Consider the following 16246-nt stretch of genomic DNA (forward strand, 5'->3'; position numbering starts at 1 on the left):
AAAACTGAATCTTGAAAGGTTTTTTATTTTTTATAAATGAGTTTTTTACACTCTAATAAGTATCACTACACACACTACATCACATCTTAATTCTTAATAAATTTTTTGATTGATTTTGATTCGCCAGATTGTATTTCCAAGAAATAAACACCTTTAACTAAAGTTATAACATCTAAGCTATAATCTAGATTTGAAATATCAATATCACTCAACACTCTACCATTAACATCAACAATAGATAGTCTATCAATAATTTGATTGGATGTAATTTCTAATTTACTGTTTGTAGGGTTTGGATACAATTGAATGGTTTGCATTTCATAGTTTTCAATACTTAAAGATTCTACAATTACTGTATTTACTGTATTTGTTATTATTGCAGGATTAAAATCGAAAAATATATCTGCAGTTCCACTGATAACGTCTCCAATCTCAACACTATTTATTGGCTTTATTTTATAAGCAATATAGCCATGAGAATTAGGTTCATCATTAGTGCTATCTGCTAAGTTAATATTATCAAATATAAAACTCACGTCTGTTTCGTTAGATATATCTACGCGACCAGAATGACTTAAACTTTCTAACTGCATAGTTGTCCAATCTAATTTATTATCTAAAACATTATCTACTCTTACATTAATAGCGCTTGCTGTACCTGTATTTTGAAAACGAATTAAATAATGTAAATATTTATCTGATTCTTCAATCGTAATTTCTTCTCCTTCTAAAACTGTAATGTCGTTTGGATCGTAAGATCCTATAACGGTTTGCTCTAAAGTGAACACATTATCTTCTTCTGTTTCGTCTCCTGAAACTGGGTTTATGACTGCTATCGCTTCAAGCACATCATCTATGTTTGTGGTTGGTGGAGCAAAAACGTTGAACTCTAAATCTATGGTTCTTGTTTCAAAAGGATTTAGGTCTGTAAAATCGAATGTTAATGTGTTTGTTGTTTGTGATGCTATAGTTTCACTTGCGCTAAGAAAATTTAATTTTGAATTATCAAACTCAAACGATACCAAACCACTTAATTGTGTTGAGCCAATGTTGTTGTAAACTAATTGGTACTTGGTGTTAAAACCTGGTCTTGGGTCGTCAAATGATGGGTATATAGCTACAGAAAGGTTATTTAATAGCTCTATAGGTGCTATACATAAGTTTTGTTCTATTTGATTTCCCAAATTATTAAACTCAAAAATTTGATTCGAAGGTGAAGTTGAAAACATTTCAGAATTCACCTCAGCATTTAATGTAAACTCTCCTTCTGAAACATATAGCAAATACGCTCCGTCTTGGTCAGTAAAGGTTCCAAATAAACTATCACTACTTTCTGCATTGACCTGAATAGATTGTAAGTTTACATCTCCAGCATCACAGCCATCACTATCATCGTCATAAGTTATTATTCCACTTATTTGATTCGTCTCTGTAGCACACAGATTCAAAATTTGTTCTTCATTTTGACATCCAACACCATTAAACACATTAATACTTGAAGACACATTATCTAAACTCAAATAATTACAAATACTAGCTATATTACAAGCCGATAATTGAGGATTACCTTGAATATAAAGATCTGTCAGATTTAAGTAATCAATATTAGATAAACTAGAAATATCTACAAGATTATCATTGCCTCCTAAAGAAATACGGTCTACTTGGTCTAAGTTTTCTAAGCCATTTAAAGTTGTAACAGCGTTATTACTAATAGCCAAATAATTGCCAACACTTGTTAAACTCTCTAAACCAGAAAAATCATCACAAGCCGTATGATAAATCCTAAAATCACCACTTACAGTAGTTAAAGCATTAAGACCCTGAAGTGATGCTAAATTATAATTGGCATTAATTTCAATATCACCACCAACAGAAACAAGAGAAGATAAACCTTGAACATCCTGAAGAACAGAGTTTAAAACGATATCAATATCACCACCTACACTAGTTAAACTAGTTAAATGATCAATACTAATTAATCCATGATTCTCTCTAATACTTAAATTACCTGTAACAACCTCTAACCCTTCTAATCCTTCTAAACTGGCTAACATTGGGTTACCAATGGAATTATACCCAGAGTTATCATAAACACCTAATCTTAAATCACCCGTAATGGTGGTTAAATTAGAAAATCCTGTAATATCTGTAAGTACATCATTCTCATTAATATTTAAATAATTACTGATACTCTCTAAATTTTGAAAACCTGTAACACTCTGCAATTGGGCATTAGTTAGAATTATTAGCGAATTACTTATTTCTGATAGACTATTAAAACCAGAGACAGAAGAAAGATTGGCATTATAACGTATTTCAACACTTCTGTAACTACTACTTGAGTCCTGAATACTTGTTAAGGCATTAAAACCTGAAATTTCCTCCAAAGCAGAGTTAACTTCTATAATCAAAATTCCTCCTATTTGTGTAAGCGCATTAAAACCAGATAAACTTGTTAATCCTTCATTACTATTAATATTTATATTACCATCAACTAAGGTTAAACTATCAAAAGGTAAACTGGAAATTACATCTACAGAATCATTGTAAGAACTACCAATACCAATACCTCCTCCTATACTTTCTAAATTATTTAAAGCATTAACATTAGTTAATACAGTATTATTAGAAACACCTAAATATCCACCTAATGAAGTTAGGTTCTCAAGACCATCAAGGTTTTCTAAACTCAAATTACTCCCTATTCTTAGAGCATCATTAATCTGTGTTAAACTATTAAGCCCATTAAAATTTATAAGACTATCATTATATCTTGCTTCAAATTCTCCATTGATTAAACTTAAATTTTGAAAACCCGAAAAATCTTGGAAATTATCATTGTAAGTTATCGCAAAATCACCTTGAATAGTTTGCAACTGATAAAAACCAGATGCTTGTGCAAGCATTATATTTTCATCAATAACAAAATTACCACCTACATTATCTAAAACATTAAATCCTGAGATTTCAGTTAACGAATCATTGTTGTCCACAGTAAAATCACCTTGCACTTCACTTAAACTATTAAAACCTGATATATCTTGTAATTGATTATTAGTTGAAACTAATACATTACCAGACACCGATAACAATTGATTAAAAGCATTATCTAACTGCAATATCGCATTTCCACTAATGGTAAGATTGCTAGAAATGTTTAACAAATTATTTGCACCAACAAACTCAGTTAAACCAGTGTTATTAGTTATTGAAACACTGCCCTGAACTCCAGCCACAGCATTAAATGCATTTACACTTAGTAATGAGTTATTATTTTTAATACTTATATCTTCGATGACATTTGACATAAAATTAAAAGCATTTATAGATGTCATAGCGTCGTTATTATCTATAAGGAATAAACCACCAACTATAATTACATCATTCAAATCATCGAGATGAACAAGGCTTGAATTATCTTTTAATTCAAAATCACCTCCAACATCTGTTATACTAGAAAAAGGTGTCATATCTGTTAATGAATCACAATTATTTATTGAAAGATTACCACCAACTGTTGTAACATTTGACAAAGAAGAAAAATCTGTAGACGCATTTAAAGATTTAATATCTAGCTTACCGCTAATTGTTGTAATATTTTGCAACCCTTCTAACGATAACAAATTGTCTAAATAATAGAGTAACACGTTTCCCTGAACAGAATTTATGAAAGACAGACCTGAAATATCACTAACTCCTGAACCTTGAATGGATAAAGTAGATTGAAGATCAGAGCAATTAGGATAATTTAATATAAACGCCTCTATATCTGCCTGAGTACTTAAATTTACTTGAGTTGTTGGGCATTGCGCATTTATATTAAAGCTAAAAAACAAAAGAGCAAGACTTAATAATAGTGTATATCTATTCATAATTATGTTAAGTTGAATTCAAATCTAAACTATAAGAAGTTAATAGTAAGCTCCTAAGTATATTTCTCGTTATAATACACATTCATCTTTAACAATAGAACCAACAAATCCTCTATACTTTTACTTTTCTAAATAGAGATTTTGAATGTTGTTTAACCCGTTCTACAGAAAACTAATCCTATAAAAAAACCTTTCAAAATTAACTTTTGAAAGGTTTTCATATTGTAAATAATAAAATCTATTCTTTTAAAACTTTAATAGTTCTTGTTGCTTCACCCACCTTAACCTCTACAAAATACATTGCTGATGGTAAATATGACATATCTATGGTTGAATTTTCATTATTAATAACTTCTGTTTGCAAGAGTCTCCCCGTAACATCTATTATAGAGATTTGATCTATCATTGTAGTATTATTTAAAAATAATTGATTTTTCACCGGATTTGGACGGAATGAAAATCCAGAAAACAAGTAGTCGTTTACACTAAGCGTACTTTCCTCACCAAACGTAAGATTATCTAAATAAGCTTTATCATCATTATTTTTACCAAGTTGCTGTAAGGATACTCTTAAATCAGCTCCTGCATAAGACGAAAGATCTACTTCTACATTCTCGTATTCATTTGCATTATCTGCATTAAAACTCACAAGCTCATTACCATTAACTACAACTCTAAACACAGATTCAGTATTAGAATTTAGAAATGTTTGTCTTAAATCGAAATTCATAAATAATTCTGAAACGTTTGTGGCATCAACTTCAAAATTCACTTTAGAGATAAAGTTTTGATTTTCTAACCAATTTAGATCTGCATTTCCTGTATTATACCAGGCTGTGTTATCTGAACCACCTCTCATCATAATAACATCTGCTCCGTTATCATTCGTAATTCTACATTGGGTATTTTCTGTTTCTTCTAGAATTAAGCCTTCAAGATATCCACTATCAAAATCATAACTTACAGCGGAACCACTTGGCACCTCAACGCGTTCTTCATACTCTCCTTCTAAACTAAAGGAATCAACTGAAATGGTATGTACAATAGATGAATACCCAAAATCTAATAAAAAGGAATAATCACCATTTACTACAGGTGTAAACGTTGTTTCTATGGTGTAATAATTATAGAACCCATAACTATATTCTGAAAAATAATTAATATAATTATCTAAGGCATCAGTTGTATTGCCTTGTCCTGTCCATATTTTAACGCTCTGAGAACTATAATCCCCTTGCTCTTTTCTCATTTTGAACGACAGTGTATATGTTGTACCAGCCTGTAAATTAAACATTGGAGTTATCATATAAGCTTCAATACCATATTCATCAAAAATAGCGTAGAGATAATCTGTATCTCCATCTCCAACTTGATAAGCACTTAAATTAGTATTACTAGACACCCAAACATCATCATTCTGAAAACAGTCTGGTAATATTCCTTGACCATAAGCATCCATAGTATCAAAGTTCTCTACCCATGGTACAGATTCTACATTACAAGCTGTGGTGGCATTAATTGGACCAACCCACTCACTATTTCCTGATGAACCACAATTTGTTCTGACATAAAACTCATAAGTTGTTTCAATATCCAAACCACTAATCTCTATTTGGCTGATTGTTGAGCTAACTATTGTTCCGGTTCCTTGTGTGAATCCTTGTATACCATATTCTACATCAAAAGCTTCACCTGACCCTAAATTCTCCCAAGAGATCGTTACACTTGTATCTGAAACCGATAAGAAATCGACATTTATAGGTTCTAAACACATTGGTCTTTCTTTATACTCTATATCATCAAACATTACTCTAGAATAATCATTTTCTTCATTATGCATAATAGCAATATGATGCGCATCCCCTGTATATGTCGCAAAATCGATTAAAAACTCTTTCCCGAATAATGGAATCTCTTCTGCCCAAATGGTTTTAAATGGTACAAATGTTTCACTGTCTAAAGGATTTGTCATGGTACCGATTATGATTCCGGATTGATTATAAGTAGAACCCGTAGATTCATTTCTCACCCAAATCTTAAGAATTTTATTTGCATCTAAATCGGATAGAAATGGAGAAATTAAAACACCTGCTAAAGGTGAAGTATCTGAACCATAATAATTTACAAAACCTACATTTGGTGATGAACTAGGGCTAACCACAAGTCCTTCTGAATTGTAAATCCCTGAAACCGAACGATCGTTTCTTGTCCAGCAGAAATTTGGAATACCACTATTTGAATTTTGATAATATGCATTATAACTATCAAAATCCTCATAAAAAGGTGCAGATTCTACACAAGTTATAGTAAAAGCATAAGGCACACTCCAATCGCTATAACCACTCTCGACATTACAATATGCTCTCACGCGATATTCATAATTAGAAAACGTATTTAAACCATCTAAAACAAACGGGTTTGAATTGGCTTGCACCACTGTACCTTCACCGATATTAAAATCTATAGGTCCATATTCAATTTCCCAATTTTGAGGGGCTTGTTGTGTATTATTATCTTGCCATGTCAGCGTTATTTCACCAGAATCACTTTGTGTCGCTTCTAAATCTGTTGGTATAATGCATGAATTTTCAGAATACTCAAAATCATCAAAAAGAATTACTTGACGCTCATTTATACTTGCTTGTCTTATTCCTATATACTCATCTTCTAAATAATAATTAGATAAATCTATCTCATATTGTGTCCAAGTATCTTCATTTTCAGCAGCATTTGTAATTGTAAAATATGCTGTAAATGTGGTATAATCATCTGGATCCGTCATTGTACCAACAATTATTTCTGTAGGTGTTGCATAAGCACTCGATATTGGATACATCCAAAATGACACTTTTTTATAATTATCTAAATCAATTAATCTTGGTGACACTAAGATGCTTTGTTCCGAAACGGCATCATTTAATGGATTATTAGATTCATTTAAAAACCATATAGCATGTTCACCTGTTCGGGCATCAGGTGTATAAACAGCACTATTATCATAGACTTTTATCTGAGCTATTTCATCCCAATATGATGATCCTACTTTCGGCAACAACCCTGTCCAACAATGCTCTAAAAAGCCTGTTGGATGGTTTTCAAAACTCTCTTGATAACCTACCTCAAAACCTCCACACTTGGTTGTAAAGGATTGTTTTACGGACCAGTTACTAAAAGTACTTCCACAATTTGCTCTGATATAAAAATCATATTCTGTATCTTCTAAAAGACTAGGAATTGTTGTGAAAGAACTATCATAAGACGTAATAATGGTTCCGTTACCTATTTCAAAACCAGAAAAACCATATTCAATTTCCCAACCTGTAGGATTTGAATTTTCATAAGATTCCCAACTCACATCAACAGCGTCATAACGTTCATCGTTTACAATTGGATATAAAGGTTCTGTACAGTCTGGTATGGTTTCAAATGTAAAATCATCTACAAAAAATTCACTTCCTACAAATTCATCACCATGTTTGATGGCTATATAACTGTCATTACCAGTATAGTTATTAAAAAAGATGGTGTGCTCTTTCCAATCTACAACATCTACCTGATAGCCTTTATACTCATTCATTTCTTCTGGTGTAATGGTTTGCACCAAATTGAAAGTGCTACTATCATTTGGATCAGACATTGTACCAATATGTAAGCTAGATCTGTTATAAAGAAGACTTGAAGTCCCTTGACGGGAAATTAAATGAATTCTAACTCTCTTTTCATTATTTATATCTAAAATTTCTCTTGAAACTAATAACAAGTTATCTGATGGGTCTGTAGAATTATCAAAGCTATTAGCAAATTTAATAAACTGATTTCCAGTCACAGGATATACAGTTCTATCTACACCATTATAGTTTACAGCAAAATCTGAAACAGGATAAATATTAGTAATCGTATTGTCTGTCTCTACTATTTTAGTCCAACAAGGACTTATAGCGTTTTCAAATTCAAAAGACTCAAAGTAATACGCTTCAACAGGAAGACAAGTTGTAAAAAACGTACTTACTTCTGTCCAATTTGAATATAAACCCTCTTCATCACATTTAGCTCTAACTCTTATTCCGTATTCAGTACCTTCAAGAAGATTTTCTAAGACGTAATTATTAGAAGTTACCACAACTGTTTCTTCTGAATTGTACTCATTTATTATCTTAAATTCAATTTCATACTCTATATCAGATTCTCCTGCTGTCCAGCTGATTTCTACACTCGTATCATTTATATTATTTAATGTTAACTCTGTAGGAACGTTACACAAAACAGATTGTGAATACGAAAAATCATCGATAACCACTTGATAACCTGCATTAGTATTAGGGCGCCTTTGTCTAAATGCTATAAATTGATCTGTACCATTATAATCTGCTAAATATACGGTTCGTTTTTCCCAAACATTAGGATTAACACCTCCTGTAACAGTCTCTAAGGCTTCAAAGGTTGAAGAATCCTCAGGATCGCTCATAGTACCAACCGTCAGACCTTCGTCATAATTACTGATATAAAATTCTATCTTTTTATCATTAGATAAATCTGTAAAAATTGGTGATACTAGCATAACTCCATAACTAGAATAAGAGCTGGTATCTTCTAAGTAAGCTGAGTAACCATCGTCTCCAAAATTATTATCAATAACCATTTCGAAAAGTGTTGTATAATGGTTTGAAGTAAACTCATAAGCCGTCCAACATTCATCTAAAGTTGAGGAATTAAAATCGTAAGTGTAACCCGTAAGATAAGATTGCCCACAACCTATATCTACGGTTATTTTATCTGACCAATCGCTTATGTTATTGGTATCACATATTGACCTGATATAAAAATCATACACAATACCCGTTGGTAGATCTTCAACACTAAACGGATTTGAATTCACTTGAATTACCGTACCATCATCAAACCAAAAGCCTTCTTCTCCATATAATATTTCCCATTGCGTAGCGCTACTTTCATCATTCCAAGACAATTCGATATTACCATTAGAGATTGATGTGTTTGAAAAATCTGTTGGAATCTGACAGCTTGGATTATCTGAATATTCAAACCGATCTAAATAAATAATTGAAGTTCCTCCTACTGGCTCATCTACAATTTGCATATTAAATGCGATATAATTGTCAGACCCTGAATAATCATCGAAATTGACCGTAAACTGTTTCCAGTCTCTATATGTCATATCTGTATAATCAATGGTTTCTTTAGCCGTAAAGGTGCTTGGATCTGCTGGATCTGTCATTGTACCAACAACCATATTTGCATTGTTGTATCTAGTATGTAACCAAAACTTTATACGTTTATTACCATTATTTAAATCACTAAATTCTGGTGATATCAAATAAAGTCCATCATTTTGCTCATAATTATAGAATTTAATATTTCTTCCACTATCTCCAAGCGGATATTGAGTAGAAACATCTATAATATTTGTATTATATACCTCTGGATCTACAACTGGTAAGCGAGACCAACAATTGGCAAACTCGCTATCGTCAAATTCCTGAATATAAGCTCCTGAAAACGGACCACAAATAGTATGTATATCCTGAAGTTTAAACCAATCGCTATAACTTCCGCTACCACAATTTGACCTGATATAAATATCGTAAGCTGAATCTGGATACAAGTTATTGATTGTTGTACTTTCTCCACTTCCAATGAGTGTTGTTCCTGTACCTAATTCAAAATTTAGTAAACCATATTCTATTTCCCAATCTGTAACTCCGTTGGTATTTGACCATTGTAGATCTATAGTTGTATCTGTTATTGTAGTTAGCTGAATAGTTTCAGGCTCTAAACAATCTGGTGTGTTTTGATATACAAACTCATCGATATAAAATTCAGCATAATTATCTATTTGAACTTGTTTAAACCCTACAAAGCGATCATTTCCAGTATAATTTTCAAAATCTATTATAACTTGCTGCCACTCACCATCTACCATATCAGCTGAAGAAATCGTTTGATACGGTGTTAACGTTGACAAATCGTTTTGATCCGAAAGTGTACCGACAATAAAGTTAGAAGCACCATCTTCATTTTTTAACCAAAATTTGATACGTTTAGAACTGTTAAATTCAAATAATTCTGGTGTAACAACTGCCCCTTCATTATAATTTGACATTTTAATAGCATATGAAGATTCTAACGTATTTCCATCTTGGGTTAAAAAAACACTTCCTGTGACTTCCCAACAATTATAAAATTCTCCGCTGTATCCATCTTCAAAATTATAAGCATAATCTGCAACAAGTGCAGGACAAGCCGTTGTAAATTGATTTAAAAGCGACCAATCACTAGTTTCATCACCATCACAATGAGATCTTACATAGAAACTATATTCAGTGTCACTCTGTAATCCTTCTAATAAAAATGGTTTTGACGTTGTATTTACTATGGTACCAGAACCTAGAGTAAAACCTTCAAGTCCATATTCTATATCCCAACTTTCAGCGTTACCTAAACTGGTCCAATCTACTAATGCTTCAGTAGCATATGTTACGACTTCAGCATTTATAGGGGCTATACAGTTTGGTGAATCTTCATAAATAAAATCATCAATATAAGTTAACGTATAATAGCCACTTAATTTAAACGCCACATGATTTGCAGTACCTGTATAATTTTCGAAATCGATATGAATCTCTCTCCATTGATTACCTCCACCATCATTTATAGTAATACCACGGTAAGGTTCAAATGTTGAAATATCATCAGGATCTACAATTGTCCCAATATTTAGACTGGTAACTTCTGGCGAATACAACCAAAACGACACACGCTTAGAACTATCAAAATCAGACAATTCTGGTGTAATTAAAAAGGCTTCATTATTAGATGACACACGCATACCAACGGAATTATTACCTGTATGTCCTAAACTAACCGTTTTTACATAGTAAACATTAGATAATGTAAGTGGATATTTTCGCCAACACCCATCAATACCAGGTTGTGTTGTGGTTTCAAAACCCTGTGTATCATTTACGACTAAAGCATCGCAATCATCTGGACTACAAATTTCGCTAAAATAACTAGTTAATGGTATTGTAAAATTTGAATTTGCATAAACAACATCATCTACACAAATAGAACCTAAAGATGAGGCATTATCTATATTGAAATATGCTAAATTAGTATTATTACCATTTTTAGCATTTACTGATTCTAACAAAAACCCTCCAAGATCTAACCATTCTAGATTAGGGTTATTAGAAACATCTACAGAAGACACATATAAACCATCGAGTGATAAGTACGCTAAACTACTATTAAAACTGACATCTAACTCTGATATATTATTATCTGTAACATATAAATTATATAAGTTAAGATTATTTGAAACATCTAAACTCGTTAAATTTAAATTCCGAAGGTATAGAGATCCTAAATTTGGCATATTAGATACATCAATCTCACTTTGATTGGTATACCATAAAGAAATTTGTTCTAATAAATTGTTATTTGAAAAATCTACATTTTCTAAACTATAGCAATACGTTGCACTAAATGCTTCTAAGTTAATATTAGCACTAATATCGAGATTTACGATAGGATTAAAATTTAATTTGAGGTCTTTCAGTGCTGTGTTAGCAGACAAATCTAAATCGTAAATTGAATTTGCTGAAAGATTTAAAATTTCAAGATTTAAATTTGTGTTTGTGTAGAGCTCTGTAAGATTATTACCATTACAAGCTAACTCTTGTAGATTGATATTCTGAGAGATATCTAGAACACTCAAGTCATTAGCTACAAGATTAATTATTTGTAAATCTATATTATTAGATAAATCAATTGATGTTAGCCCATTATTATTACACTGCAATTCTGTAATAGAAACAAAATGTTCTATACCTGTAAGATCAGAGATATCTAACAAACTTAAATTTAAACTTCCTGTGTAAGTTTCTGCTTCTGTAACCTGAATTTCACCATCTCCATTGGTATCAATAATAGGATTGTGAGTCAATAGAGCGGTTTTAAAATTTACATCAGTGATATTTACATCCTGAGAAAAAGATAATTGTGTAACTAAAATACATAAAAGTATTGTAGTAGATAGTTTAAGAAGATTCATTTGGGGCTGGTTTAAAAAGGGTAAGTTCAATTAACTAGGCGGTAATTCTAGAATTCTCAGATTTGTAATTTTTGATAATGCTCTTTATACATGTATTATGATTAGTATTCTATTTTGAATGATTTCAACAGGTACAATGTTAAATAAATGCTAAAAATACAAAAAAACCTTTCAAAAATTAATTTGAAAGGTTTTAGTTATAAAATATTAAAATTGTTTAGTTTTTAACAAACCTTCTAATCGTTTTATTAATACCAGATTGAATTTCTAAAAAGTAAACTCCATTTGATAAATCACCAACATTGATTGATGAATCATTATTCTTTTTTAGGGTATTGATACGTCTACCATTTACATCGTAAATAGTGATTTGATCAATAACAACAGTAGATTCAATATTTAATACCTCAGTAACTGGGTTAGGATATATTGTTATAGCATTTTCTAAACTTTCATCCTTTACAGATAAGCTAGAAAGTGAATATTCAATGATTAATTGAGGTCCTGCTGTACCATCAAAAGATTCTGCTTCACGCTCTCCGCTTCCATTGATTACAAAAGTCATTGCATTAAACATTTCCCAATCTTCTTGTGCCAAAATCTCTTCTAATAATGAAGCAATATTTGGGGTCTGCTGATCTGCTCCTGCTTCTCCAATATCCTCAGTTTCCCAAGCAGGTATATCGCTCCAGCTTACCACATTGTTTCCAAGTGTTCTAGATGAAATATCAAAATCTGTATTTGAGAATTCTAATGAATATGCATTAGCTTCTGCTCTTATTTCTACACTTGTAGCACCAGAATTATCATCATCTACAGTAAATTGAATATAAGCATTTGTAATTGTAGCATCTGCAGGTAATTGTATATCTGTAAACCTTACACCAACCAATTGATTAGTAGAACCACTTTCGTCTACAAGTTCTAAATCTGAACTCCCTAAAGACATGTCACCACTAGCAACTTCTTCTTCCGCATCGTTATTAGATCTATTAACGGTATACGTTAAAGTACCCGTTTCAGCGATACCTTCACAATTACAATTTCCATCTTCAACATCAAAAAACGTAGTAGCATCACCATCATCACAAGCAGTTCCTTCTGGTTCACAAGGTGTTTGATAATACAATTTTAAAATAGGAGCTGCTGACCCATCAAAAGATTCCGCAACACGTTGACCAGAACCTGATATTATAAAAGTAACTGCATTTCCATTTACCCATTCTGTTTGAGTAATCACCTCCTGCACAATACCTGTAACATAAGGTGAACGTTGATTAATATCTGCTTCACCTACAGTTTCCCATTGTGCAACATCATTCCAGTTTACTGAAGTTAAAGTTAAAGGACGTAAAGAAACATTATTAAGATCTGAAGAGAACGTAGCACTCGCAGGAGACAATTCTCCATTTATAACTAAGTTAGTTGGATCATCTTCAGAACTTGTTTCGTCAGTTTGAAACTGTAAATAAGCTCTATGTAAAGTAGCCCCTTCTGGTATCACTACATTATCAAAACGCACACCAATGACTTGATCAATACCATCATAAACCAACTCTAAATCTGAGCTTTCCGTATAAACTAATCCTGTTCCTATTTCTTCTTCAGCATCATCACTAGAATTAAGCACCTCATTAATAGCTTCTACAACATCATCAGGAATTCCATTACAATTACAAAAACCATCTTCTTCATCATCAATTGTACTCGCATCGCCATCATCACATGGTGTACCGTAAGTAGGACAGTCATTAGACTCTAATGAATATGTTATAATTAGCTGAGGTGCTGCACCAGAATCACCATTAAATGACTCTGCTGTTCTTTCACCAGAACCTGATATAAAAAAGGACATAGAACTATATGGTAACCAATCTGGTTGATCTACAATTTCTTGAACAATAGTTCTTAAGCTTGGTGTTTTTTGATCCTCCCCTGCTTCACCTACTGTTTCCCAAGCTGGAACATTGCTCCAAGCCACTACAGCATCTGTTTTTTCTCTAGATGTTATATTGTAATTATCCGTAGTAAAACGTAAACTATTAATCGTTTTTTCACCTCTTATAATTAAGTTTGTAGACTCTGTATTAATTTCATCTGTAGTAAATTGAATTGCCGCATCTAAAATAACAGCACCTTGTGGTAAGGTAACGCCATTAAATCGCATACCAACAGTTTGATTGAATTGATCCTCATAAGCATCATAAACCATTTCTAAATCAGAACTATCCGTATACATAGCCCCTCCTGTTTCAGCCTCTTCGGCATCGTCATCTGCATGGTTCACTTGGTAAGTTAACGTCCCCGACTCTTCTACCCCAATACAATTACAGTTACCATCTTCAAAATCTAAAACCGTATTAGGATTTCCGTCATCACAAGTCGTACCTTCTGGATTACATGGCAATTGATAGAATAATTTCAATTCTGGTGCTGCCGAACCATCAAAAGATTCTGCGATTCTTACTCCTGAACCTGATAAAATAAATGTCATTGCATTACCGACTTCCCAACCTGTTTGAGAAACAAGTTCATATACAACATTATTTAAATATGGTGTACGCTGATTAACACCAGCTTCTCCTACTGTTTCCCATTGTGCAACATCGTTCCAGTTTACAGCGCTAACCGTTAATGGTCTTACTGAAATATCATTATTATTAGAAGTGAATGTTTCACTAGCTAATGATAATTCTCCATTAATAATTAAATTAGTTACATCAACTTCAGTACTTGTTTCATCAGTTTGAAACTGGATATAAGATCTATATAATGTAGCGCCTTGTGGGATTTGAACATTTTCAAAACGAATACCAACCAATTGATCGATATCATCATAGATTAACTCTAAATCTGTACTTTCCGTATAAACTAAACCTGTTCCTATTTCTTCTTCAGCATCATCACTACTATTTTGTACTGCAATAGTTTCTTCTACTAATTCAAAATCTGGCACACCTTCACAATTACAAAAACCATCTTCTTCATCATATAAAGTCGTTGCATTTTCATCATCACAAGTTATACCTACAACAGGACAAGGATTATCATCTATATTAGAATTAGAGATAGTAACAACACTTCCTGTTTCTGGTGAAAAGATATTTAATGCTTCAGGCAATGTAAAAGGATCTGTATTACTTCCTTCTGCAACCTCATCTGCATTATTAACATCTATGGTACGTAACTCAATTTTTTCGTTATCAACAAAAACTAGTTTAAATTGATTGAAAGACCCTGAGTTTCTTGTCCAACTCTTATCGTCATCATTATCTCTTAATGGTGCTCCCCAACATCCTTCACCTGTGTAAACAGTTCCGGCTTGTTCTTCAATAACAAAACCTTCATCATTTCCTGGATCTGATGATGGTTTTATTGGCCATGTTGTTTTAGCCATGTGCGAATCACAATCTACAACCAATCTTACTTGTTGGTCATAAAATAATTGTGCCCATGCTCCATATTGTGCATTTCCTTCAGATTTACCTGAAGTATGTGGACGCATTGGCTTATGATATTGTGCCATTTTCCATGTTAAATCAGAAGACGTATTTAAATCATCTTCTAACCAAGTTAACTGATCACCAAGCACTGAAATTTCAGAATTTAACGTGTAAGTTCTAATCATATTATTTCCCCACGTCATTGCATAATAAGAATCCGCGTTTGGCGTATCAAAAAGGTCATATATAGAAGATGTGTTTTCATGATTACCTCTAGCTGGTACAATTGGAAACATTCTTCCATCTGCAGCTGTAGTTAATTGCCAATCCTCAAACCAATCTTGCCACTCTGAATCACTATCAGCATTGGTCATATCTCCACCAAATAAAACGGCATGTGGTTTTAACTTACTTACCAATTTATTAGCATTTTGTCTTGGTGTTCTGTTATTTCTAGAATCTCCTCCCGCAATGAAAAACAATCTACTGTCGTCATCTGGTGCTGTTCTAAACCAAAATTGTTGACTTACACCTTCGCTATCATTTATTAAAAAATAATAATTTGTATTTGGTAATAAACCAGATAATCTTGCAAACTGATTGGTCATTCCTTTTGCTGACGTCTCTCTATCTACTGTTTTATTAAAAGCATATGCACTAAAGTCTGTACCATGATCTATGGTATCATAATAAACAGAAGCATTAGAACCAGAAATTTGATTCCAAGCCACTGTAATTGTAGTTGCAGGATCATCTAAAAGAATGAGCCTGTACTTGTCATTATTTGCATAACCTAAGCGAACTAGGCCAAGCAGAATAAGAAACATTAGAGGTAATTTTAACTTCATAGCATT

The 16246-nt window shown here is 32.4% G+C and carries 3 protein-coding genes; all 3 read right to left on the bottom strand.

Annotation, left to right across the window (positions count from 1 at the left end):
* Positions 1-86: 86 nt before the first annotated feature.
* The 3 genes from HSX10_RS13930 to HSX10_RS13940 all read right to left on the bottom strand — a co-directional run bounded on the left by HSX10_RS13930 (position 87) and on the right by HSX10_RS13940 (position 16240).
* Positions 87-3875 carry a T9SS type A sorting domain-containing protein gene (locus tag HSX10_RS13930; protein ID WP_173588842.1) on the bottom strand — a complete coding sequence of 1263 codons (3789 nt, stop codon included), beginning with the start codon at positions 3873-3875 and terminating at the stop codon, positions 87-89.
* Positions 3876-4113: 238 nt separating this feature from the next.
* Positions 4114-11949: a T9SS-dependent choice-of-anchor J family protein gene (locus HSX10_RS13935; RefSeq protein ID WP_173588843.1), complete on the bottom strand. Its 7836-nt coding sequence runs from the start codon at positions 11947-11949 to the stop codon at positions 4114-4116.
* A gap of 217 nt (positions 11950-12166) precedes the next feature.
* Positions 12167-16240, bottom strand: coding sequence for a T9SS type A sorting domain-containing protein (locus tag HSX10_RS13940; protein WP_173588844.1), 4074 nt, complete (start codon positions 16238-16240; stop codon positions 12167-12169).
* Positions 16241-16246 lie beyond the last annotated feature (6 nt).

This window comes from Winogradskyella undariae (assembly GCF_013285155.1).
Taxonomy (GTDB): domain Bacteria; phylum Bacteroidota; class Bacteroidia; order Flavobacteriales; family Flavobacteriaceae; genus Winogradskyella; species Winogradskyella undariae.

Bases quoted from the DNA above. Each gene is read 5' to 3' on its own strand.
- HSX10_RS13935 (WP_173588843.1), bottom strand. From the start codon at position 11,949: ATGAATCTTCTTAAACTATCTACTACAATACTTTTATGTATTTTAGTT.
- HSX10_RS13940 (WP_173588844.1), bottom strand. From the start codon at position 16,240: ATGAAGTTAAAATTACCTCTAATGTTTCTTATTCTGCTTGGCCTAGTT.
- HSX10_RS13930 (WP_173588842.1), bottom strand. From the start codon at position 3,875: ATGAATAGATATACACTATTATTAAGTCTTGCTCTTTTGTTTTTTAGC.